Here is a 22,096-nt window from a genome sequence, read left to right as displayed (position 1 = left end):
CTATGCTTTCTAGTTACCAATTATGACTATAGCCACTGAACGCCAGATTACACTAGAAGATTTTGTCAAGTTACCAGAAACTAAACCAGCATCAGAATTTATTAACGGGGAAATCCTGCAAAAACCTATGCCACAAGGTGAACACAGCTTAATTCAGACTACTTTTATTGAAGTTGTCAATGGACTCACTAGAACTCAAAAAATTGCCATAGCCTTCCCAGAACTACGTTGTACTTTTGGTGGTAGTACCATTGTGCCTGATATTGCCGTGTTCCGGTGGGAGAGAATTCCCAAAACTGAATCTGGGAGAATTGCTAACCGTTTTGAAATTCATCCTGACTGGGTAATAGAGATTCTTTCTCCTGAACAACCACAGAAAAAAGTCTTAACTAAATTATTGCATTGTTCCCGCCATGGAACTGAATTAGGTTGGTTATTAAACCCAGAAGAAGAAAGTGTATTGGCTGTCTTTCCTGGACAAAAAATAGAAATATATGAAAGTGACGATAAATTACCAGTTCTAGAAAATATAAATTTAGAATTAACGGTTCAAGAGATTTTTGGTTGGTTGAGTTTTAATTCATAATTATCAAAGGCGGGAAAATCCCGCCTGAATATTAAAACTGTTGTAAAAAGCGTAAATCGCTATTATACAAACGACGAATATCATCAATTTGATGTAACACCATTGCAAAACGTTCTACACCAAAACCCGCTGCAAATCCACTATAAACTTCAGGATCATAACCTACAGATTTCAAAACATTGGGGTCAACCATACCGCAACCCATAACTTCTAACCAACGTCCTTTCCATTGTAAATCTACTTCGGCTGAAGGTTCAGTAAAAGGGAAATAACTGGCGCGAAAACGAATTGGTAAATCGCCAAATATTGATTGTAAAAATATCTTGACAGTTCCTTTCAGGTCTGTAAAAGTCAGTCCTTCATCTATGGCTAAAAGTTCAATTTGATGGAAAACTGCTGAGTGGGTCGCATCTACATCATCTCTACGATATACTCGACCTGGGGCAACAACTCGAATGGGTGGTTCTTCCTTTTCCATGTAGCGAATTTGCACCGATGAAGTATGAGTTCGCAGTAAATTACCATCTGGTAAATAAAAGGTATCCTGCATATCGCGGGCTGGATGATCTGGGGGGGTGTTCAGAGCTTCAAAATTGTAGTAATCTGTTTCCATTTCTGATCCTTGGGCAACGGTGTAACCCATGCCGACAAAGATATCTAGGGTTTGGTCAATAATGCCATTGAGGGGATGAATCCGACCTTGGGGACGGTAAATACCAGGCATGGTGACATCTATGGTTTCAGCCTCTAGCTGTGCCTGAATTTGCGCCGCTTCTAAAAATGTGCGTTGTTGGTCAAGGCTGTTTTGAATAGCTTCTTTAACAATATTAGCGATCGCCCCAATTTTAGGACGTTCCTCCGCGCTCATTTGCCCCATACTTCGTAATAACGCCCCCAATTGCCCCTTTTTACCCAAATAGTTAACTCTGAGTTCTTCTAGGCGTTCTAGGGTATCAGCAGAGGCGATCGCTGTTTCCCCTTCCTGCCGTAATGCTAAAAGTTGATCCTCTAAATTGTTAGTCATTAGTTATTAGTCATTGGTGATTAGTCATTAGTCTATAGTAGGGAACAGGTGACAGGGAAGAGGTGACAGGTAACAGGAAACAGGGAAGAGGTAATATTTTTTACTATCCGCTATCCGCTATCACCTGCCACCTATCTGCTATCACCTATCTGCTATCACCTGTCACCTGTCACCTATCACCTGTCACCTATCAACTGACATAATGAAATTACTAATTAGCAACGATGATGGAATTTCTGCTTTGGGTATTCGTACCTTAGCCAACACCTTAGCAGCAGCGGGTCATGAAGTGACAGTAGTTTGTCCAGATCGAGAGAGGTCGGCAACAGGTCATGGATTAACCTTACTGCAACCAATCCGCGCCGAAATAGTAGAATCTGTTTTTGATCCTGATATTAAAGCTTGGGCTTGTGATGGCACGCCTTCAGATTGTGTAAAATTGGCATTATGGGCTTTATTAGATTCTCCACCCGACTTAGTGCTATCTGGAATTAACCAAGGCGCAAATTTAGGGACAGAAATTCTCTACTCTGGGACTGTTTCGGCCGCAATGGAAGGAGTAATTGAAGGTATTCCTAGTGTTGCGTTTAGTTTAACCAGTCATACTCATAAAGACTTTCAACCAGCGGCTAAATTTGCGGAAGTCCTAGTCGCCAAAATTGCCGCCCAACCACTACCAGAATCAATGTTACTTAATGTTAATGTTCCTCCTATATCCTGGGAAGAAATTGCTGGTGTTACCCTGACCAGACAATGTGTCAGACGCTACGTGGATGTTTTTAATAAGCGAACTGATCCCAGAGGTAAAACTTACTACTGGTTAACCGGAGAGGTGATAGAAAATGTAGAACCACCCCTAGAGTTAAATTTACCAAACCACATCCCTCTTGATATTCATGCCATTGAAAAGAATTATATCAGCATTACGCCTTTACAGTATAATCTGACCTATGGCTATGGACTGACTCAGCTATCTACATGGGAATTTAACCCCTAACTTTACACATATTTGATATTTGTTAGAAACACATTTTCAAAAATTAAATGTGTATTTCCTAGAACCTTTGTAGAGACGTGACCCTAAAATGTCATTTTTACCGATTTCAGGTTTATTTTAGTGCAAAGATTGGCATGGGGATAAAGTATTGGGTATTTTATGGGTATTTTAATAAAAATCTAAACTCAAACTAAATCCCGGTAAGATATCTTCTCCTAATAATTTTGTAGGTAGATTTCGTAGTTCTACATCTTTTCCTGAACGATAAATTTCTACTTCTTGTTGTTGAGGATTTATTAACCATGCCAGTTTTACTCCTGCATCCATATATTCTTGCATTTTCTGATGCAGAGTTTTTAAATCGTCTGTTGCTGACCTTAATTCAATCACAAAATCTGGTGCAATGGGGGGAAATTTGCGTTTTTCTTCGGGAGTGAGTGCTTCCCAACGTTCTTTTTTAATCCAAGCTACATCGGGAGAGCGATCGCCACCATTTGGTAATTTAAATATAGTAGAAGAACTAAAGGTGTAACCTAGTCCTGTTTGCCGATTCCAAACACCTAAATCAATAATCAAATCAGCCTCTCGATTACCGCTTTCTCCCCCCACTGGTGGCATAATAATTAATTCTCCCCTAGCTGTCCGTTCAAGTTTTAAATCGCCGTTTTTTTGACATAGTTGATAAAACTGTTCATCGGTAAAATTAACTGTGTTTAAATTTAGTTTTAAAGCACTCATAACCATACAAATAACCTGGTTAGTGACTGTAATCCTCATATTTGCCAGATCCCCAACTTTATGAGGAAGTCGGGGATCTCAACACTTGATTTCAGGATAACAGAAACTAACCGAAATGTTTGATAATTGCGTCAGCAAATTCAGAACATTTTAAAGGTTGTACAGGTGGTTCAATTAACCGCGCTAAATCATAAGTAACTTGACCATTTGCTATGGCTGCACCTAATCCTTTTTTAATCAAATCTGCGGCGGCTTGCCAACCCATATATTCTAACATCATCACACCGGAAAGAATCACAGAACCGGGGTTAATTTTATCTAACCCAGCGTGTTTTGGTGCTGTACCATGAGTGGCTTCAAAAATCGCGCAGGAATCGCCAATATTTGCCCCTGGACCCATGCCTAAACCGCCAACAATAGCAGCAGCAGCATCAGATAAATAATCACCGTTCAGGTTCATTGTAGCCAGAATAGAATACTCATCTGGACGAGTTTGAATTTGTTGAAAGATACTATCAGCAATGCGGTCATTGACCATGATTTTCTCTTTCCATTGGCCATTGCCGTGGCTTTCCCAAATTGTATTCAGAACTGTTTCTACTTCTTTGACAATTTGGGCTTTTTTCTCTGGTGTTAAAGCATCAAAACCAGGATCAATTTGACGGGCGTTTTCTTCTGCGGAAATATTGGGATTTTTCTCTTTATTTCCTAATATCCAAGATTCCCGTTCTGTAACAGTTTCTTGACGAAATTCCGTAGTAGCCAGTTCATAACCCCAGTCACGAAAAGCTCCTTCGGTATATTTCATAATATTGCCTTTATGCACCAAAGTGACTTGTTGCTTATTTTTAGGCAATAACAAAGCGTGTTTAATCGCCCGTCTAACTAAACGCTGAGAACCAGTTTTACTGATAGGTTTGATACCGATACCAGCATCAAGGGGAATTTGCTTTTTACCGTGTTCTGTTGTAGCAGGTATTAACTCTTCGTTGAGTATTTTAATGAGGCGATTCCCTATTTCACTACCTTGTTTCCACTCAATTCCCAAATAAATATCTTCCGTATTTTCCCGATAAACAATAACATCCAATTTTTCAGGAGTTTTGTGAGGAGAAGGTGTACCAGCGTAATAACGACAAGGACGCACGCAAGTATACAGATCAAAGATTTGGCGTAATGCGACATTTAAAGAACGAATCCCTCCACCAACGGGAGTAGTCAAAGGTCCCTTAATCGCTACGCCATATTCTTTAATAGCCGTCAATGTATCCTGGGGTAAATATTGATATGTTCCATATAAATCACAGGCTTCATCACCAGCATAAACCTTAAACCAGCTAATTTTTCTTGTGCCATTATATGCTTTTGCTACTGCGGCATCAAGCACTTTTTCCGTTGCAGGCCAAATATCTATACCCGTACCATCACCGCGAATAAATGGGATAATGGGATTTTCAGGAACAACCGGTTCACCATTTTTGAAGGTAATTTTTGCGCCGGTGGTGGGAGGAGTAATCTTTTCGTACATAGTTAACACATTCCAAATAGAAGAAGTTCACCAACTTAGGAGTCAGGAGTATTTATTCTGTCACTCCTGGATTTTGTCACTCCTTAGCTGATAAAGTATTGTGGGCTAGGATTTCACTAAAGCCACCGGGAGTGATTTTTTCAGATACACACTCCGGGGTTTTCCAAATTTCCCCAAGATTTGAAGTAAACTACTTTTCGCTATTTGTGCTTCATTTTGTAGAATAACCGATAGCAATAGATAGTTTATTCACGCTCACGCTAACACGAGTAATGGCATGACAGACCCAATGATTGTATCAGGCACTACAAATGATCTTGACTCCCTCCGCCAAAAGTTAATCGCTGGGTCCGAAAAAGTCCAACAACAAATCATCCCGCAGTTAGCTGACTTGGGTAATGATGGGTTAGAGGTATTGAAGGAATTTTTGCTGAAACGTCGTGACCACCCAGCAACTTGGATTGATGGCCAAGTCTACCAAGTCATTTACAATACTGATGCACCGACAAGTCAGGAATTTCTACAAACTAACTTTCCTGAAGGAATTGTACCTCTAAAATCGGACTGTGGGATCAGTTACAATTCTTTGCAAAAGCTACTTGTAAATCAAGATTTTCAAGCAGCAGACCTCTTGACAATTCAGAAGATGTGTGAAGCAGCAGGTTCTCAAGCAGTAAAAAGAAAATGGCTATACTTCACAGAAGTCGAAAGTCTATCAATTCAAGACCTACGCACTATTAATCAACTTTGGGTAGTTCACTCACAAGGTAAATTCGGCTTTTCCGTACAACGAGAAATTTGGTTAGGTTTAAATAAAAATTGGGTTAACCTCTGGCCGAAAATCGGCTGGAAGAATGGTAATAACTGGACAAGATACCCCCACGGGTTCACCTGGGATTTAACTGCCCCTAGAGGTCATCTACCCCTCTCTAATCAATTGCGTGGGGTACGGGTAATGTCTTCTCTGTTGTGTCATCCTGCTTGGAATAAGTAGGTGTTTTACTATACTGAATATTTTTTTCACGCACAAGACGCAGAGGCGCGAAGATAAGAAGGGTGTATTATTGGTATAATTAATGATGATTAATTCTGAAATATTCTCTCAATATGGGAGATATATTCAATAATTTTTCATCATTTTCTAATTTGGTTAATAAAAATCTTCTTGTTAATGATTGTAACCCGTTTATTATATCCATTGATGACAATGATAAAAGCTGTTAAAGTTCACTATCTAAAGAAATCATTTCTTTTATTTGGTACAGACAAAGATATTATTTCTATTGCTGATAATTTTGATGCTCCATTAGAAGAATTTGAAAATTAACCATGCAAGTTAGCATTTTTTATTGTTTATTTAACCATCCTTCTAAATTAGAGATTCTACTAAAATAATTAATTCCCAAATTAGCTAATACCTGTTGAATATTAGTATTACCAAATTCCTTAGTATTCTCACTAAAAAAAACTTTATCCGTTGATAAATTATTTTCAGCATGAGCTAAAATAACCTGTAAAATAAAATCATCTCTTCTTTGATTTTTCCCAGGTAGCAAAGGATTATTTAAAGTAGCTTCTAACATTTTAATGCTTGGTTCAATTAATTCACCATGATTTTTTAAATATTCGATAATATTCAAAAAACGCTTTCTAAAATCCCGTAATACTTTTCCATAATCAATCAAACAAAGTTCTAAATAATTGGCAAAAGATTGAGAATTAGTTAATTCTTTATTTCGTTTAGCTTCATTCATTTCTATTTGAATAGTTTGAGAAAAAGATTGACTACGTTTTTCTTCTCTTTCTATCGCTACCAGAGTTTCCATTAAACAAATACTAGGAATAACAAACTTTAAATTTTCTGAGGAGTCATAGACAAAATTTTCTAATTCTTTATTTCTCCCTTTCGCAATTGCCATAATTGAATTAGTTTCTAAATAAATAATCATAATAATTCTAACTCCTCTGTTGTACCATCAAACAAAAGAGTAAATAAGCCAATTTCCTTCATTTCCTTAATGTAAGGGGGGGTCTCACTTTTCCAATGATAAGCTAAATCTCTTAACCATGATTGAGTTAGAGTTATTAAAGTAGATTGATAGATGATGCCTTCAATACTGCCTGGATCATAATGTTCTAAAACCTTTTTCGTGTCCAATCTTGCTACTTCTCTAAAAGTCGGACTCTTAAAGATTCTCATGACATTAGAATTAACAAACATTAAAAAAGGAATATGCTGGTATTGTTCCATTTTTAAGATATTAAGATCCGGGGAAGAATACATAGCGGAAAATCTCACATCTATCATTAAAATAGATTTATCATCCTTATCTTTAGCAGTAATTGCTGGTTGAAAATCAATTACAGTTGGAGGTTGTATTTTTAGCATGGTATTTTACCTCTTAATTAGAGTTTATATTTTTTTATTATAAATCAAATTCTTATGATCTTATTTGAATTTTGATTACATCGAATTATAACGAAAAACATCTAATTATATTTCGTTTACCGGTCTAATGAAGTACACACCTACAGCACTTCTCAATGTTATGAGGTACAAGAACCCCACCCCCAAACCCTCCCCGCAAGCGATAAGGGGGCTTAAGATGTACCTCATAAGAGCGGAAACGGCTGTATTTATTCACTGTTCCCTAAAACTAAAAAACTTTATACCTCACGAGCATAGGAACTGCTATATCAAGCTTAACTATAAAGTTCCAGATTTCATATCACTATTCCGGTTGATAATTGTTGATTATCAGCAATTTCTGTAGATTTTTCTCCCTAAAAGTGCATAAAATTCAGTAGTTAAGTAACTAATATTTATGATCAATACTGATGTTATCACTAGATATCAATGTTAGAATGCTACTATTAATTTCAAGTAAGTCAGCCTAGTCCAGTTTACAACAGTAGCACTGGAACGGAGGAACCAAATTATTTATGGGGCGTATTTTTGTCTTGATTAGTTGATTAATTTGAGTTTTAAAGTTCAAACACCCTCTAAAATAAAGTAAAAAGGGGTATCTCTCAACCCTAGCCCGTCAGCTAACTTCCTAGGCATTGAGAGGAGACTGAAGAGACAGAATCATAATAATTAATTATAATGACGTTCTGATCTCATCAGTGTCCAAGGTTGGTACTATCTAATTTAATTTCTTTGTACCCGCGCTTAACTCTGCTGAGGTAAAATAAATGATATTGCAACTAAATTTAGCTGCCATTGTTGCAGTTGCTAGTCAAACTGTGTGGAGAAAGGCCAAATCAGTAATTTTTCAAGATACTTTCTTATTCCCGGCCTTAGGCTGTTTAGGAATTATTTTATTATGGTGGGTGGTAGCATTAGCTAATCATGAATTAATGCCTACACCACCAGAAGCTTTAATTGCTAATTGGGACTATATTTTACATCCATTTTATGAAAGAGGTCCAGGTGATTTAGGAGTTGGTTGGTTATTATTAGCCAGTTTACGCCGGGTAATATTGGGATTCAGTTTGGGTGCTTTAGTGGCCATTCCTTTGGGTTTTTTAATCGGAATGTCTAGACCGGCAATGCTGGCTTTTAATCCCATTATTCAGATTTTTAAACCAGTATCTCCATTGGCTTGGTTGCCCATTTCTTTATCTCTTTTTAATTTAGCAGATCCTTCCGCTATTTTTGTCATTTTCATTACGTCGCTATGGCCAACAATTATTAATACTGCTTTGGGAGTTTCTAGCGTCCCCAAAGATTATTTAGATGTAGCGCAGGTTTTAGAAATGCCGCGCTGGCGACAAATTACTAAAATCATTTTACCTGCTAGTTTACCTTATATTTTTACTGGTTTGCGAATTAGTTTAGGCATTGCTTGGCTAGTAATTGTAGCTGTAGAAATGCTCACCGGGGGAATAGGAATTGGCTTTTTTGTTTGGGACGAATGGAGTCGTTTAAATCTGAGTTCTGTCTTTTTAGCAGTGTTTATAATTGGTTTAACAGGGTTGATTTTAGATTATGCTGTGGGCAAAATTCAAGAGTTAGTTACTCACCGTCCAGGAGGTTAATGATTTTTTGCTGACGCAAAGGAGCAGAGGCGCACAGAGGTTCAAGAGAATTTTTCAATTATTAATGATTAATTATGATGAGTGAAAGTCATTTAACTCGCAGGGATTTTATTGCGGGAATGGGTGCAACAACTGCGGGAATTATATTATCGTCCTGTGCTGTTTCTGGAGATAGGTCTGCTAAAGGACTAACAGAGGAAGCTTTAGCGGTGACACCAGTAGTTAGACCCCAAGATTTAGAGAAACCTAATATTACTGTTGGTTATGTCCCTGTTAATGATTGTGCGCCATTTGCGATCGCTTGGAAAAAAGGATTTTTCCGTAAATATGGCTTAAATGTCACACTCAACCGGGAAGCTAGTTGGGCTACTTCCCGCGACGGCTTGATTTTTGGTCGTCTCGACGCTTCTCCTGTCGTCTCCGGTGCTGTCACTAATGCTAGAATTGGCGCGGAAGGTGCCCGTCATGCTCCCCTATGTGCTGCAATGACTATCCACCGACATGGTAACGCTATGACCATGAATAAGGAAATGTGGGACTATGGTATCCGTCCTTGGTACGAATATCAACAGAAATACGCTGAGGGGGCTTTAGAAGCCTTTGGAAGGGACTTTCGCGGCTATTTTGATCAACAACCCCCAGAAAAGAAAATCTGGGCTGTAGTCCTCAGTTCTGCCATTTATGAATATTTTGCTCGTTATCTTTCCGCTGCTGCGGGTGTTGATCCTCTTAAAGAATTTCGGGTGATCATTGTTCCTCCACCGCAAATGGTGACAAATATGAGAATTGCCGCCATGCAAGCTTACATGGTGGCTGAACCTTGGAATACTAGAGCAATTACGGGCAATGAAGGTATTGGTTTTACCTTTGCTCAAGGTAAGGAAATATGGCATGGACACCCAGACAGACTATTGGGGGTAATGGAATCTTTTATTATTAATTACCCTAAAACTTACCGTTCTTTAGTAAAAGCGATGATAGAAGCTTGTCAATATTGTAGCCGATCTGAAAATCGTCAACAAATAGCCGAATTACTCACAGAACGTGCTTTTACTGGTGCAAAACCCAAAAAATCAGGTGTTCCCATTACTAAGTTTACCGGACCGGGAATTATTGGCAATTACAACTATGGTGGTTTTGATGGTCAAGACCGCACGATAAAAGCAGATGATACCACAATCTTTTATGATCTTCCTAACAATATTCCCCACGAAATAGGAGAACATTCAACATTTTTATGGCGTTCTCGCAGTCTTTGGTTAATGACTCAAGCAGCCCGTTGGGGACAAATTAAAGAAATTCCTAAAAACGCCGAACAAGTAGCCGCAAAAGGTTGGAGAACAGATTTATATCGGGAAATAGCCACAGAAATGGGTATTCAATGTCCCACAAATGATTATAAGGTTGAACCTCCAGAGGCATTTATAGATAAAAAAGGATTTGATCCTAGTGATCCTGTAGGATATCTTCATAGTTTTGATATTCGCGCTAATGCTCCTGCTCGATTTTTTATGTCTTAAAAAAAGTTAATTATATCAAGGGTGATTAATCATGGCATATCCAACTTTAACAGATAATAATACTACAAAAAGCCAACGAAACGGATTTTTAGAAATCGAGAACTTAGTTAAATCTTATCCCACCCCAGATAAAGGCAAATTTGTCGTTTTAAATAATATTAATTTAACTATTGGTGAAGATGAATATATTTCTGTAATTGGTCATTCTGGCTGCGGTAAATCGACATTATTAAAAATAATTGGCGGTTTTGAAAAAGCTACTTCTGGTTCTGTACGTTTAGAGGGAAAAGAGATTCGTAAACCAGGAGCAGAGAGAATGATGGTATTTCAAAATTACTCATTATTACCCTGGTTAACCGTCCGCGAAAATATCCGTTTAGCTGTAGATGAAGTATTAAAAAATGCTAATCGTGCCGAAAAAATTAGCATTGTCAATGAACACTTAGCTATGGTAAACTTGACAGCAGCGGCTGACAAATATCCTGATGAAATTTCTGGAGGGATGAAACAAAGGGTAGGTATTGCTAGAGCTTTAGCAATTCGTCCCAAAATGTTATTAATGGATGAACCTTTTGGTGCTTTAGATGCTTTAACTCGTGGTAAATTACAACGTCAAGTATTAGATATTTGGGAACATCATCGTCAAGCAGTTATGATGATTACCCATGATGTGGACGAAGCAATTTATATGTCAGATCGGATCATTTTAATGACTAATGGACCATCTGCAAACATTGGAGAAATTTTAACAGTTCCTTTTGCACATCCTAGAGATAGAATGGCCATGCGCAACTCAACGGAATATTTTGAACTCCGCAACCACGCTCTTAATTTTCTGGACCAAAATTTTACCCCAGAAGAGTAATAATTGGCGTTGCTGATTTCAGGAGAAAAACACAATTCATACCGCTATTATGCAACAACTAATAATCAATTAACATTGAATAATTCAGTAAAAATAAACTGGGGTGTTTTTTTGATTATCTATCAGGTATAGCTTTCAACCCTGTAACTTTCAAAACCTCAGTTCTACCTTTTCTGACTGTCAAAGTAGAATCAGCATTACCATTTTCAGTAATGGCTTGTTCTAAAATGTAAGTGTAATTTCCACCTTTCCAAACTGTACGACATACACCATGACGACAAACAACTTTACCTCCTGTTAAACTCACACATTTACCATTAGCATCACATCCTTGATAACTCACATTTCCTTTACCATTCACCCCATTCCAAGAGTTGCTATTACTAATAGCAATCTTCCATTTACCATCACTCAAGGTGTATGAATCTTTTTGGGAAACTTTATTCACAACTTCCATTTTAGTAATGATTGATTCTTTGCGACTTTTCCCACAGGGTTCTACACTCTGACAATCATTAACTGATGTTACTTCATAAATAGCGCGGACTTTTTTATTTATAAATTTCTTCTCGTCAGCGCAAATTTCAAAACTCGCGCCCACATTGTGTTCTATTCCTTTATTATCTACTAAGGTGACATAACACATTAAATCACCATTGACTATTTTTTTAACTGTTCCCTCCTTTGGTTGTTGATTTGCACCTTTTTTAGTCTTCTTACTGTTGTCTAGGTTTTTACCAACAGGTTCTTTCTTCTCTTGTGTTTCTGATTGTAGAGAAGATGCTTGTTTATTCTGTTTTTCACTTGCTACTACCAGATCAGTTTTCATTTTATTTTGTGTTACAGTAGCAGCAGCTTCTTCTTTAAATGTATCCTTTAGTCCACTAGCGCAAGCTATCAAAGATACACAGCTAAGAATTACAGCAATTGGGGAAATTGATTTTTTCATTGTGAAATTGCACTATTTGATTATTTGAGAATATTTCTGTATTTTAACATACTCCTAATTATGCTTTTCTTTGATATTGATCTAAAATTTTTATGTATCTATCAATTAAGATACTAGCCAAAATTATCCAATCTACCAAATAAGACATTTATGCTACTGCAACCAAATCAACGAATTAAATTAGATGACTCAGATGATCAGTTATTCTATAGTTACCCCCGCTTTGTCACTCATGTAGATGAGGGTTTTATTCAGCAATTAACGGATTTGTATCGTCAGCGAATCCCAGCTAATGCGCGGATTCTTGATATGATGAGTAGTTGGGTATCCCATTTACCCACAGATAGAGATTTTGCTCATGTAGAAGGCCATGGACTTAATGCTGAGGAATTAGCCCGAAATCCTCAATTAAATCATTATTTTGTCCAGAATCTCAACATAAATCCTCAGTTACCTTGCTTAGATCAAGAGTTTGATGCTGTTATTAACTGTGTTTCTGTGCAGTATCTTCAATACCCAGAGGCTGTATGTTCTGAAATACACCGGATTCTTAAACCTGGTGGGATAGCAATTATTAGTTTTTCTAACCGGATGTTTTTTCAAAAAGCTATTCAAGTTTGGCGAGACGGTTCAGAAGCTTTTAGGGTAGAATTGGTCAAGGGCTACTTTAGGTCAATACCAGGATTCTCAACCCCAGAAGTAATTTGCTCAAAGTCAACAACGCCAAATTTTTTACAGTGGTTGGGAGTACCCGGAGGAGATCCTTTTTATGCGGTTATAGCTCATCGCCTAGTCTAGTGTATAATCCAAAAATATCAAAAAATATGTGATTCCCAATACATTCGATAATTATTTAAAAGTAAATTTTCTGGTTTAATGGGTGACAACACAAGCCTAACTATCAAGGAGAAGCCAAAAATGGTAACAAATCGTGGACGGAGAATTTTAGCTGCTGTATTACTATCATTTGTCTTGCTGACTACGGCTTGTTCACCAAAACCACCTAGTCGCTTTGATCAGGTACAACAGGAAAGTACCCGACAAAAAAGCGGACAGGCTGTAGTTAAAGATGCGACTCAGGGTAGCAAATTAAATCAATTCTTCCCTGGTAGTGATGATGGTTATGATCGAGTTTATACCCAAGAGAAAAAAGGCTTTTCGGAGGCCAACCTGAAAAAAGATGGTAAAGTAGTTGCTCAATTGGCAATTTCTGATACCAGCAGTATACCGGGAGCAGCGGCGAAATTTGCTAACAGCACTGAGAAAATAGGCGGTTATCCCTCTATACAACTTGGAAAAACTCAAACTTCGGTTTTGGTGAATAAGTACCAAGTCAAGGTTATTTCTAAAGATCCATTATTCACAGCTAATGATCGCGCAATATGGATAGAGAAGTTTAATCTTGATGGTTTAGCTAATTTGAAATAGTTAGCTAACTAATTAATGTTCCCGGTTATCTAGTTTAGGCCAGTGATTGGTAATTGGTAATTAAGAAAATTCTTGCCTATTTCCCAACTAGCAATTGACATGAATACAAAACCATGAATACAAAATAAGGAGATTTTTGTGAGTAAACCAATTTACCAATTAGTTGATGAACTTCCTACCAATAATTTGACAGTTTCCCTATTAAATGCTTTGGATTTCGTTGCTCCCGGTGAATGGCACAATACGGTTGGTTTTGTGAATACCATTAAAACTGTTACTGGTGAAACAGACGAAGATCTAATTCAACAAATTGGCGAAAGAGCAATTTATCTATTTAACGACAAATCCCAAGGATATCAAACCGCGCTCTGGCTGTATCAAACTGTTGACGGTACAGATAAGGTTTTAGGTGCAGCCGCTTTAGCTAATAAAGTTGGGGAAAAAATTCCTTTTCTCGGTTTTTTAAACGCCGTGACTCCCAAAGCAGACAAAGCTCAAACTATTGATCTCACTTTGAAAATAGTTGCTGAAGTCGTCGCCTTTTGTCAAATTAATGGCATTCCTGGAGACAGTATTGGCGATTTTGTTGCTTCTTTAGGTGAGTATGCTGGAGAGTCCCTAATTCGCATGGTAGCATTAGTTTGTGTTGATGGTTTAATACCCCTTGGACCTGATTTTATTAACAAAGCCCTCTCTTGGATTAGTCAAACCAGTCCCCAAGATCTAAACCAAAACCAGACTTTCCAAAGCATCAAAAATACTATTCCTGGTGGTAGCGATGCTGGTAAACTCGACTTTATCGGTAACAGTTTTGAATCAGTTAGCGGTTGGATGAGTGGGCTGGTAACAAGCCATAATTTAACCCCACAAAAAGTAATTGGTAATTTGCAATCTTTCATGGAAATGTCTGATGACAAACTAGACTATCTAGCAGCATTTCTAGATGTGGCTACAAATTACTATGAACACACAGGAACACAAACCTTAGCACGGCGTTTAATTGAGCGAGCATTAGCGGAAATCTAGCAGTTAATTGCATAAAAAAATAACCCGTGGGATCATCCTCAATCCTAGCAAGGCGGTTCAGGATGATCCCAATGGGACTAAAAATTTATCGTTTGAAGCGAGAACGCTGTTGACGGCGTTGTTTGTGTCTAGCGATAGCTTTACGCTTTTCTTTTTCTAAAGGTGTTTCAAAGTGACGCTTTTTCCGCATATCTTGGAAAATTCCCGCCTTGGAAACTTCCCGCTTAAATCTTCGCAATGCTGACTCAATACCTTCATTTTCACCTAAAACCACTTGTGTCATTCCTATTCCTCCTAATTCTGAATTAAATGCTTGACAGCCAGAAGTGACATACTCCACATCCTCCTTTTTTGATGAATGTGGGTTTCTCAGCGACTCTTTTTTGAAGACGTTAACTGAGCTTTAAGACCGTGTGTTCCACGGTTCTTTAATTAATCAAACTAAAATAAAATATTCCAGCAGCATTGAGCCTGGGGCTGTATCTGCTGGATACTCTAGATGTTAATTTTTTTTAAACAGACTTACTAGCGACGATTACCGCCACCACTGCGATCACGATCTCCTGCGATCACGATCTCCACCGCCACCGCCACCGCTGCGATCACGATTACCCCAACCGCCGCCGCCACCGCTGCGAGGAGAGCTTCTCTCTTCTTTGGGTTTAGCTTTGTTCACTTTTAAATCACGGCCCATCCATTCAGCGCCATCAAGTGCTTCAATGGCTGCGGCTTCTTCTGTTTCTTTTTCCATTTCCACAAAGGCAAAACCCCGTGGACGACCAGTTTCCCGGTCTGTAGGTAGCTGTACACGACCAACTGTTCCGTACTCCGCAAAAGCCCGTTTCAGGTCTTCCTCTGTTACCTGATAGGACAAATTACCAACGTAAATCGTCATAAAATGGGGTCTCCCAAATCAGAGAGTGTAGAGAGTTAGATTCGGAGAGACGTATTTAAAAAAATCTTAAAACGACTTACTCAACCGAAAATAATCCTTATTTCCCCAAGTATAGCACTACATGAGAATATTAACCCAAAATGGGCAAAATTTCCCAACAAAATCCCTAGCATTGTTAATTAACACTGCCTGAGGTTGAAGTAAACCGCGCGAGAATGATTTGTGCTTCTTGACACAGTACCTCATGATTTTGATAATTACTGGCCAGTAACTCTCCCCATTGATGAATGTCGCCGGTATTATATTTTAATGGCGTGCAGTCAAAATGGGTGAACTTGCCACCTGCTTCCGTGAGAATTAGTTCGGGGGCAGCCATATCCCAGTCTTTGGGTGCGGACTTACCGGAAAGGGAAATGTAAACATCTGCTTGCTGTTCAACTATCGCCGCAATTTTGCAACCGACGCTACCAATTGCCTTTTGATGTTGACAGGGTAGATGCTGTAACAGATATTCTAACCTATTGTGGCGATGGGAACGACTAACAACTAAAATTAAATCTTGAATATTTTTGGTTGTGTCAACTCGCACGGGTACAGAACCGCCGGCAGTTTCGATAAAAGTCCCACCACCTCTAGTGGCATAATACAACTTTTGTGTTTCTGGAACTGCTACCACAGCTAACATTGTCTGTGTTCCTTGGACTAAGGCAATATGAATTGCATATTCTCCAGTTTTGTTAATAAAGTCCTTTGTCCCATCTAAAGGGTCAATAATCCATACCCACTCAGAGGGATTTTTTCCCTGTTGTGATTTATAAGTTTCTTCGCTGATATAACCAAAGTCTTCATGACCTAAAGCGGTTTGTAACTGTGACAAGATATATTCACTTACAGCCAAGTCTGCAACTGTGACGGGTTCATTATCCTTATATTTGACATCTAAATTGGCTTTTTCACCAGTACCATGATAATAAGAACTAAGTAGACTAGCGGCACCCCAGCCTACTTCTCGGGTAATTGTTAATATTTCTGATAGGTCTTTCATTTGGGGATAAATTTGAGTGTGATTACACAATTAAACAACAAAAATACACAAATAGGGTTTTTAATTCAACATTAAATATTTGCATTTAGCCAATTCCTTGTACCAAAATATTGACAAGCTTTAGCAGCAGTATTAGCAGCTAGTTCTAATGCTTGGACAAAACTATTTTCTAGGATATAGTGACAGAAAGCACCATGAAAAATATCTCCTGCCCCTAGTGTATCTACTGGCTGAATTTTTGGTACATTTACTGAATCCCGGACACCATTAGTTAAGTACTGTATGGGGTTTTCTCCTTGAGTAATGGCAATATGGGGAATGTTAAATTTTTGTAAATAGTTAAAAACATCTTGTTGATTTTGGCAGTGAGGAGGATAAAAATTAGCAGAACAAATAGCATAATCCACAAATGGTAATATTTCTGCAAATCTTGGTTTCCAACTACCACCATCAATGACAATGGGAATATTCTGGATTTTAGCATTTTGGGCGATAATTTTACCAATGTCCATTTGATGCCCGTCAATTAGAACAATATCAATATTTTCTAAATTGTCTAAATTGTCTAAAATACTGGCTGGGATAGAGTTAATATTTGCTTGAGTTTTCATGGCATTAATGGAAATTACCGCTCTTTCACCTGTACCTTGGGTGACAATAATAGAAGATACGGGTGGTGGTGTATCCTTGTGAGATTCTAAGTCAATAATGGCAACTTGGCAATTTTCTAAATCCCTAGAAATTAGCTGTGTGATCTCGTGAGAACCCAATACACCTAATACTGTGGCTTGGTTGCCTAAATGACTGAAAGTGACAGCGGCGTTTGTTGCAGGTCCTCCGGCTGCTACAGTATAATCAGTAGCGACTAACTTTTGATTATTTTGGGGAGGAGAGTCCGCGAAATAAATTAGATCTAAGGTAATTAAACCGACAAATAAACCTGAATTGGTCATTGGTCAACTTCTGAAGTTATTAAGTAAATTATAAGTAAATTATAGGAGAATTTATGAATTTAACTAGCCATGATCATGATTTTTATGCTTGGACTCAAGAACAAGCACAACTATTAAGAAACGGACAATTTAATCAAATTGATTTTCGTAATATTGCTGAAGAAATTGAAGATATGGGACGTTCGGAAAAACGAGAATTAGAAAGTAGATTAGAACTACTACTTATGCACTTACTTAAATGGCAGTTTCAATCTAACTTGCGTTCTCGCAGTTGGCAATTAACTATTAAGGAACAACGGTTACGTTTAGAAAAACTTTTGGCAGAAAATCCTAGTCTTAAATCTTTTTTAGCTGATTCTTTAGAAAAAATCTACCAACTGGCTATGATTAGTGCAGAACGAGAAACCGGACTGTCTTCATTTCCTGAAAGTTGTCCTTATAGCTTAACGGAAATTTTTACATCTGAATTTTTACCCGACGATATCATGTATAGTTAAAAATGTATAGTTAAAGATGTACTATACCATTTACTACTCCACCAAATTACAGCCTTAGCTGCGTTCATCTGCTTTCATCTGCGGTTAATTCTCTATTGAGGTTTTATTATTTGGTAAGGTAAATAAAATTAATCAACCTAGAAATTCCTTAATCTCTTGAATTAGTGTAAAATTAATATGCAAACTGAACCAAAACCAGGAACACTTTATATTGTGGCTACACCCATTGGCAACTTAGAAGATATGACTTTTAGGGCGGTGCGAATTTTGCAAGCAGTAGATATGATTGCAGCAGAAGATACAAGACATACAGGAAAATTATTGCAACATTTTCAAGTCAGAACTCCCCAAATCAGTTATTATGAACATAATAGTAATAGTCGCATTCCTGAATTACTAGAGTATTTGCAATATGGAAAAGCGATCGCATTAGTAAGTGATGCAGGAATGCCAGGAATTTCTGACCCCGGATATGAGTTAATTAAGGCCTGTATTGATAAGAATATAAATGTTGTCCCTATTCCCGGTGCAAGTGCTGTAATTACGGCTTTAAGTGCGGCTGGATTACCAACTGATAGATTTATTTTTGATGGGTTTTTGCCGGCTAAAAGTCAAAGACGAAAGGAATATTTAACATCTTTAAAAGGAGAATCTCGAACTTTGGTTTTTTATGAATCACCCCACAGACTACGAGATACTTTAGCAGATTTGGGAGAGATTTTAGGCAGCGATCGCTATGCAGTTATAGCACGAGAACTGACTAAATTATATGAAGAATTTTGGCGAGGAACTATTGGAGAAGGAATTGCTAATTATCAAGAAAAAGAACCCCAAGGGGAATATACTCTTTTAGTAGCAGGAACTCCATCTAATAAACCTCAACTCACAGAAGCCGAATTAAAAAATGAGTTATTATCAATGCTCAAACAAGGTATTTCTCGTTCTCAAGCTAGTCGAGAGATAGCCAAGGATACAGGTTTACCTCGTCGCTATCTCTATCAACTAGCTTTGACAATTGAAATGAATTTGTAAAAATGAATTTGTAAATCTGTAATCAGCCCATAATTGGGCTAAATTTTAGAAGACCTGAATTGAGCGTTTTATTTTCTGATAGGTACAATGCCAATATTAAAACTAATACAAACTCGATCTTCGTTGCTCATATTCATTTCTACACCATGTAAAAGCCAACTGGGAAATATTAACATTGTCCCTACACAGGCTTTGTAGGTTATTCTCGGTAGAGTCCATAAGTTAAACTCTACAGATGGTGGTATGATCATCTGTGATCCTGGTCGAGGATCGCAAAAAAATATGCCGCCACAATTTTCAGGAGCTTGCAAATAGTAAACCCCACTTAAAATGGAATTAGGGTGATTATGTACAGAATTAGCAGCAAATTTACGATTAATAATTCCCCAACAAGTTGTAATTTTGAGGCTGAATTTTTCTAAATCCCATTGTAGAAATGTGGCAACTTCTAAAACATTTTTATTGATAATTTGTGTGAAGTTGTGAAATGATTCTCGTTGGTGTAAATTATCTACACTATGCCATCCTAACATATTTGACCATTGCTCACCTTTACTATCTTGCTGTTCTTCCGTATAGATAGTTTGTAATAAGATGGGATTTAATTGTTGATGATTTTCTACTGGAAAGTGCCAAATAGATGTGGGAAACCAATCATTTCTACAACCAGACATAATTTTGATTTTTAACTTATTTTTTTACTTATATAGAAGATAAGTATCATGGAACTAAGGATTTTAGGAGTGCGAAGACTCCAAAATCCCCAATTATTTGATAATAGCTGATAATAGCTAAAACTAGCGCAATGCTGGTGGTAATCGTGGTCTACCTGTGGAAATTGCATAGTTAATGACTAACAGTTGCAACCATAATCCAGGAAAACGAGTTTCTAACCAAGACTGACTCCATTTTAAAAACTGTGGTAACCATGCTCCCAAAATAACACTAATTAAAGCATGACGGGCAAAGTTGAAATAATTGCCAACCCAACGTAATAAATCTTGCCAACCTGCTAGTTGCCAAATCCACAATAGCAATGGTGGATTTTTGCTCGCTGCTTTCAATGCTAGACGGTTAAAGGTAAACCAATCACAGCGGTCTTTAATGAAATTATCTGTCACTTCTGGGGTTTCATCTACTAATAATCCAAAGAAAGTATTCAACATGGAATTTATCAGTTGGGGAGGGATAAATTTACCAGTGGGAACCATCATTCCCTTAGAAAATAACCACATTACAGCCACATTACTTTGATAAGCACGAATTTTATTTAAGTAATGAGAACTCAATAAATCATGCTTGAGAGCGGTATTTAATAGGGTGGTTAACCGTTCTAAATTACGGACTAAAGAACCAAAACCAGTAAACACTAAAGGAGATTGAAGAGAAGCAGCATCACCAATAGCAATTAATCTATCTACAGCAATTTTGCGATCGCTACCACTTATACTAAAATGTCCTGGTATATAGCCAAAGGTCGGTTTTTTCCAAACTAATTTATCTAAATCACAACGCCGATATTCTGGCAAAATTGTAAAAAAGTCCTCATACATTTCCAACAAAGAACCGGGATTTTTGGCATTTACTTCATGATAGTGAAATAGATAAATTGTTAATTCTTCCCCAACTCCAGGAAACAACTCCCAAATTAATTGTCTTCCCCGAGAAATGTCCCCATGACTATAAAGAACATCCCCATATTCAGAATCCCACACTCCAGGTTCAAAGCCTTTTTCAATTACTGCTCCCACGGTGGGACACACACTATCAAAGGCTCTACCACCATTTAATTGCCAAGCAATGGGTGAAGCAGTTCCCATGGCATCTATCAATAAACGTCCAGTGACTTGCTTTTGATTGCCGGTGGGCAAATGCTTGACATTAATACTCACTTGTGTAACACTAATATCAACTCGCAAAAACTCAGTTTCGTCGGAAATATCGCCACCAGCAGCTTTAAGTTTTTCTCCACATAATGCCAATAACTTCTCTGAATCTAAAGCTATATTTAGAACGGTGGGCGTGTGGAGGACAGGTGCTTTTAACTTAGAGGGGTTATTAGCATCAAAAAACTTATTAAACCCGTCTTGATACTCTCTAGAAATAATTGTTTCTAGTTCAGCATTTGTTAATAAACCCAAATTGATTAAACTTTGGATTTCATCACGGGAAATATTCCATTCTCGGTTCATTCTGCCAAAGGGTAATCGTTCCACTAACAGCACCTTATAGCCCAATTTAGCCATGACTGCTGCATGAATTGACCCCAAAGCCCCACCAATGTAAATGATGTCATATTCAGGACTGATTTTCTCTTTTTTCTGGCTATTCCCCTGATAAAATACGACTTGACGGGGCTTTTGAGGATTTTTCACCCCTTCTCTCCACTGTTGCTCCCACCAGTAAACCCGCTGGAGGTGATATTCCCCATTAGTCATTTTTTGGAAATATTTGACAGTTAGGGGATAATATGGTTCTAGCTGTGGAAAAATTGACTTTTGGGCATCAATCACAGGTGGTTCTGGATAGCAGTTGGGAAAGCGGCTTCTAATTTCCTCGGTTAGATGTTTGAGAATGGGTCTCTCACCGGGAAAAGGTTGTTCTCCCCAACGGAATACTTTCAAATAAGTTGTCCGCTGCACCGACCAAACAAATACAGACAGTTCTACGTCTCTAGCAGCGGTATTTTGAGTCGGTATTTTTCCACGAAAGCCGTTTGGGGTGATGAATTTTTCCCCATGTTCTAGAATAAAATCCTTTTGTAGCCACTGAAGTACGGATATTGTATCAGGGGTAGGAATTTCTAAATAAAGAAGTTCTTGCATATTGTCCTCGTATTCCTCGTAAATCTACTCACCTAGACAGAGTTAAAAAAGGCAGAAACTAGGTTAAACTCTGCCCTAATTAGTTTCATAAAGATTCCATGAAGAATTTTAATGATTAATCAAGTTTATTGTTCATATTGTAAATTT

General features: G+C 37.8%; 23 protein-coding genes and 1 riboswitch. Of the genes, 11 read left to right on the top strand and 12 right to left on the bottom strand.

Annotation, left to right across the window (positions count from 1 at the left end):
- Positions 1–22: 22 nt before the first annotated feature.
- Positions 23–586 carry a Uma2 family endonuclease gene (locus tag H6F62_RS11800; protein ID WP_137906876.1) on the top strand — a complete coding sequence of 188 codons (564 nt, stop codon included), beginning with the start codon at positions 23–25 and terminating at the stop codon, positions 584–586.
- A 31-nt stretch (positions 587–617) separates the two neighbouring features.
- On the opposite strand, the gene pheS is transcribed toward H6F62_RS11800, so the two are convergent.
- Complete coding sequence (gene pheS, locus H6F62_RS11795) at positions 618–1,610, bottom strand: phenylalanine--tRNA ligase subunit alpha (protein ID WP_137906875.1); 993 nt, start codon at positions 1,608–1,610, stop codon at positions 618–620.
- 202 nt (positions 1,611–1,812) lie between these two features.
- Here pheS and surE point away from each other — a divergent pair, with 202 nt between their 5' ends.
- Positions 1,813–2,607, top strand: a complete 795-nt coding sequence (surE, locus tag H6F62_RS11790; protein ID WP_137906874.1) for a 5'/3'-nucleotidase SurE — start codon at positions 1,813–1,815, stop codon at positions 2,605–2,607.
- Positions 2,608–2,775: 168 nt separating this feature from the next.
- On the opposite strand, the gene H6F62_RS11785 is transcribed toward surE, so the two are convergent.
- Positions 2,776–3,351 (bottom strand): Uma2 family endonuclease, encoded by a 576-nt coding sequence (locus H6F62_RS11785; RefSeq protein WP_137906873.1) that lies wholly within the window; start codon positions 3,349–3,351, stop codon positions 2,776–2,778.
- A gap of 100 nt (positions 3,352–3,451) precedes the next feature.
- Positions 3,452–4,873 (bottom strand): NADP-dependent isocitrate dehydrogenase, encoded by a 1,422-nt coding sequence (locus H6F62_RS11780; protein WP_137906872.1) that lies wholly within the window; start codon positions 4,871–4,873, stop codon positions 3,452–3,454.
- Between the two features lie 277 nt (positions 4,874–5,150).
- Between H6F62_RS11780 and H6F62_RS11775 the strand changes: the two genes are divergently transcribed.
- Positions 5,151–5,867: a GUN4 domain-containing protein gene (locus H6F62_RS11775; RefSeq protein WP_137906871.1), complete on the top strand. Its 717-nt coding sequence runs from the start codon at positions 5,151–5,153 to the stop codon at positions 5,865–5,867.
- Between the two features lie 352 nt (positions 5,868–6,219).
- Here the strand turns inward: H6F62_RS11775 and H6F62_RS11770 are convergent, their stop codons facing one another.
- Both H6F62_RS11770 and H6F62_RS11765 read right to left on the bottom strand, forming a co-directional pair.
- Positions 6,220–6,822 (bottom strand): PIN domain-containing protein, encoded by a 603-nt coding sequence (locus tag H6F62_RS11770; protein WP_190372130.1) that lies wholly within the window; start codon positions 6,820–6,822, stop codon positions 6,220–6,222.
- Entirely contained in the window at positions 6,819–7,262 is a 444-nt protein-coding gene (locus H6F62_RS11765; RefSeq protein WP_137906869.1) for a hypothetical protein, read from the bottom strand. The genes H6F62_RS11770 and H6F62_RS11765 overlap by 4 nt, the downstream gene beginning before the upstream one ends.
- 492 nt (positions 7,263–7,754) lie before the next feature.
- A riboswitch (cyclic di-AMP (ydaO/yuaA leader) is annotated at positions 7,755–7,951 on the top strand.
- 117 nt (positions 7,952–8,068) lie between these two features.
- Between H6F62_RS11765 and ntrB the strand changes: the two genes are divergently transcribed.
- The 3 genes from ntrB to H6F62_RS11750 all read left to right on the top strand — a co-directional run bounded on the left by ntrB (position 8,069) and on the right by H6F62_RS11750 (position 11,299).
- The gene (gene ntrB / locus H6F62_RS11760) at positions 8,069–8,914 is read left to right on the top strand and encodes a nitrate ABC transporter permease (protein ID WP_137906868.1); all 846 of its coding nucleotides are present in this window, start codon (positions 8,069–8,071) and stop codon (positions 8,912–8,914) included.
- A gap of 77 nt (positions 8,915–8,991) precedes the next feature.
- Positions 8,992–10,434: an ABC transporter substrate-binding protein gene (locus H6F62_RS11755; RefSeq protein WP_190372141.1), complete on the top strand. Its 1,443-nt coding sequence runs from the start codon at positions 8,992–8,994 to the stop codon at positions 10,432–10,434.
- A gap of 31 nt (positions 10,435–10,465) precedes the next feature.
- Positions 10,466–11,299: a nitrate ABC transporter ATP-binding protein gene (locus H6F62_RS11750; protein ID WP_137906866.1), complete on the top strand. Its 834-nt coding sequence runs from the start codon at positions 10,466–10,468 to the stop codon at positions 11,297–11,299.
- A 115-nt stretch (positions 11,300–11,414) separates the two neighbouring features.
- Here H6F62_RS11750 and H6F62_RS11745 read toward each other — a convergent pair whose 3' ends face one another.
- Positions 11,415–12,248: a hypothetical protein gene (locus H6F62_RS11745; RefSeq protein ID WP_137906865.1), complete on the bottom strand. Its 834-nt coding sequence runs from the start codon at positions 12,246–12,248 to the stop codon at positions 11,415–11,417.
- A gap of 150 nt (positions 12,249–12,398) precedes the next feature.
- Between H6F62_RS11745 and H6F62_RS11740 the strand changes: the two genes are divergently transcribed.
- From H6F62_RS11740 to H6F62_RS11730, 3 genes are all read left to right on the top strand, one after another.
- Positions 12,399–13,046 (top strand): class I SAM-dependent methyltransferase, encoded by a 648-nt coding sequence (locus H6F62_RS11740; RefSeq protein ID WP_137906864.1) that lies wholly within the window; start codon positions 12,399–12,401, stop codon positions 13,044–13,046.
- Positions 13,047–13,166: 120 nt separating this feature from the next.
- The gene (locus tag H6F62_RS11735; RefSeq protein ID WP_137906863.1) at positions 13,167–13,676 is read left to right on the top strand and encodes a hypothetical protein; all 510 of its coding nucleotides are present in this window, start codon (positions 13,167–13,169) and stop codon (positions 13,674–13,676) included.
- 138 nt (positions 13,677–13,814) lie between these two features.
- Positions 13,815–14,702 (top strand): hypothetical protein, encoded by an 888-nt coding sequence (locus tag H6F62_RS11730; RefSeq protein WP_137906862.1) that lies wholly within the window; start codon positions 13,815–13,817, stop codon positions 14,700–14,702.
- A gap of 85 nt (positions 14,703–14,787) precedes the next feature.
- Here H6F62_RS11730 and rpsU read toward each other — a convergent pair whose 3' ends face one another.
- From rpsU to H6F62_RS11710, 4 genes are all read right to left on the bottom strand, one after another.
- Complete coding sequence (gene rpsU, locus H6F62_RS11725; RefSeq protein WP_015078697.1) at positions 14,788–14,985, bottom strand: 30S ribosomal protein S21; 198 nt, start codon at positions 14,983–14,985, stop codon at positions 14,788–14,790.
- 270 nt (positions 14,986–15,255) lie between these two features.
- On the bottom strand, positions 15,256–15,597 hold the full coding sequence (locus H6F62_RS11720; protein ID WP_137906861.1) for an RNA-binding protein: 342 nt from the start codon (positions 15,595–15,597) through the stop codon (positions 15,256–15,258).
- Between the two features lie 175 nt (positions 15,598–15,772).
- Positions 15,773–16,642: an inositol monophosphatase family protein gene (locus tag H6F62_RS11715; RefSeq protein ID WP_137906860.1), complete on the bottom strand. Its 870-nt coding sequence runs from the start codon at positions 16,640–16,642 to the stop codon at positions 15,773–15,775.
- Positions 16,643–16,713: 71 nt separating this feature from the next.
- Positions 16,714–17,595 carry a sugar kinase gene (locus tag H6F62_RS11710; RefSeq protein WP_190372129.1) on the bottom strand — a complete coding sequence of 294 codons (882 nt, stop codon included), beginning with the start codon at positions 17,593–17,595 and terminating at the stop codon, positions 16,714–16,716.
- 53 nt (positions 17,596–17,648) lie between these two features.
- On the opposite strand from H6F62_RS11710, the gene H6F62_RS11705 reads away from it, so the two are divergent.
- Complete coding sequence (locus tag H6F62_RS11705; RefSeq protein WP_137906858.1) at positions 17,649–18,092, top strand: DUF29 domain-containing protein; 444 nt, start codon at positions 17,649–17,651, stop codon at positions 18,090–18,092.
- A 177-nt stretch (positions 18,093–18,269) separates the two neighbouring features.
- Positions 18,270–19,124, top strand: coding sequence for a 16S rRNA (cytidine(1402)-2'-O)-methyltransferase (rsmI, locus tag H6F62_RS11700; RefSeq protein WP_137906857.1), 855 nt, complete (start codon positions 18,270–18,272; stop codon positions 19,122–19,124).
- Positions 19,125–19,192: 68 nt separating this feature from the next.
- Here the strand turns inward: rsmI and H6F62_RS11695 are convergent, their stop codons facing one another.
- Positions 19,193–19,798 carry a TIGR02466 family protein gene (locus H6F62_RS11695; protein WP_137906856.1) on the bottom strand — a complete coding sequence of 202 codons (606 nt, stop codon included), beginning with the start codon at positions 19,796–19,798 and terminating at the stop codon, positions 19,193–19,195.
- Between the two features lie 123 nt (positions 19,799–19,921).
- The gene (locus tag H6F62_RS11690; RefSeq protein WP_190372128.1) at positions 19,922–21,949 is read right to left on the bottom strand and encodes a flavin-dependent dehydrogenase; all 2,028 of its coding nucleotides are present in this window, start codon (positions 21,947–21,949) and stop codon (positions 19,922–19,924) included.
- Between the last annotated feature and the right edge of the window lie 147 nt (positions 21,950–22,096).

It is taken from the genome of Anabaena sp. FACHB-1391, assembly GCF_014696755.1.
Classification (GTDB): domain Bacteria; phylum Cyanobacteriota; class Cyanobacteriia; order Cyanobacteriales; family Nostocaceae; genus Dolichospermum; species Dolichospermum planctonicum.
This window is presented reverse-complemented; position numbering and strand designations above follow the sequence as displayed.

Excerpts from the sequence above, each read along its gene's own strand:
- H6F62_RS11800 (WP_137906876.1), top strand. The coding sequence starts at position 23 with ATGACTATAGCCACTGAACGCCAGATTACACTAGAAGATTTTGTCAAG.
- pheS (WP_137906875.1), bottom strand. The coding sequence starts at position 1,610 with ATGACTAACAATTTAGAGGATCAACTTTTAGCATTACGGCAGGAAGGG.
- surE (WP_137906874.1), top strand. The coding sequence starts at position 1,813 with ATGAAATTACTAATTAGCAACGATGATGGAATTTCTGCTTTGGGTATT.
- H6F62_RS11785 (WP_137906873.1), bottom strand. The coding sequence starts at position 3,351 with ATGGTTATGAGTGCTTTAAAACTAAATTTAAACACAGTTAATTTTACC.
- H6F62_RS11780 (WP_137906872.1), bottom strand. The coding sequence starts at position 4,873 with ATGTACGAAAAGATTACTCCTCCCACCACCGGCGCAAAAATTACCTTC.
- H6F62_RS11775 (WP_137906871.1), top strand. The coding sequence starts at position 5,151 with ATGACAGACCCAATGATTGTATCAGGCACTACAAATGATCTTGACTCC.
- H6F62_RS11770 (WP_190372130.1), bottom strand. The coding sequence starts at position 6,822 with ATGATTATTTATTTAGAAACTAATTCAATTATGGCAATTGCGAAAGGG.
- H6F62_RS11765 (WP_137906869.1), bottom strand. The coding sequence starts at position 7,262 with ATGCTAAAAATACAACCTCCAACTGTAATTGATTTTCAACCAGCAATT.
- ntrB (WP_137906868.1), top strand. The coding sequence starts at position 8,069 with ATGATATTGCAACTAAATTTAGCTGCCATTGTTGCAGTTGCTAGTCAA.
- H6F62_RS11755 (WP_190372141.1), top strand. The coding sequence starts at position 8,992 with ATGAGTGAAAGTCATTTAACTCGCAGGGATTTTATTGCGGGAATGGGT.
- H6F62_RS11750 (WP_137906866.1), top strand. The coding sequence starts at position 10,466 with ATGGCATATCCAACTTTAACAGATAATAATACTACAAAAAGCCAACGA.
- H6F62_RS11745 (WP_137906865.1), bottom strand. The coding sequence starts at position 12,248 with ATGAAAAAATCAATTTCCCCAATTGCTGTAATTCTTAGCTGTGTATCT.
- H6F62_RS11740 (WP_137906864.1), top strand. The coding sequence starts at position 12,399 with ATGCTACTGCAACCAAATCAACGAATTAAATTAGATGACTCAGATGAT.
- H6F62_RS11735 (WP_137906863.1), top strand. The coding sequence starts at position 13,167 with ATGGTAACAAATCGTGGACGGAGAATTTTAGCTGCTGTATTACTATCA.
- rpsU (WP_015078697.1), bottom strand. The coding sequence starts at position 14,985 with ATGACACAAGTGGTTTTAGGTGAAAATGAAGGTATTGAGTCAGCATTG.
- H6F62_RS11720 (WP_137906861.1), bottom strand. The coding sequence starts at position 15,597 with ATGACGATTTACGTTGGTAATTTGTCCTATCAGGTAACAGAGGAAGAC.
- H6F62_RS11715 (WP_137906860.1), bottom strand. The coding sequence starts at position 16,642 with ATGAAAGACCTATCAGAAATATTAACAATTACCCGAGAAGTAGGCTGG.
- H6F62_RS11710 (WP_190372129.1), bottom strand. The coding sequence starts at position 17,595 with ATGACCAATTCAGGTTTATTTGTCGGTTTAATTACCTTAGATCTAATT.
- H6F62_RS11705 (WP_137906858.1), top strand. The coding sequence starts at position 17,649 with ATGAATTTAACTAGCCATGATCATGATTTTTATGCTTGGACTCAAGAA.
- rsmI (WP_137906857.1), top strand. The coding sequence starts at position 18,270 with ATGCAAACTGAACCAAAACCAGGAACACTTTATATTGTGGCTACACCC.
- H6F62_RS11695 (WP_137906856.1), bottom strand. The coding sequence starts at position 19,798 with ATGTCTGGTTGTAGAAATGATTGGTTTCCCACATCTATTTGGCACTTT.
- H6F62_RS11690 (WP_190372128.1), bottom strand. The coding sequence starts at position 21,949 with ATGCAAGAACTTCTTTATTTAGAAATTCCTACCCCTGATACAATATCC.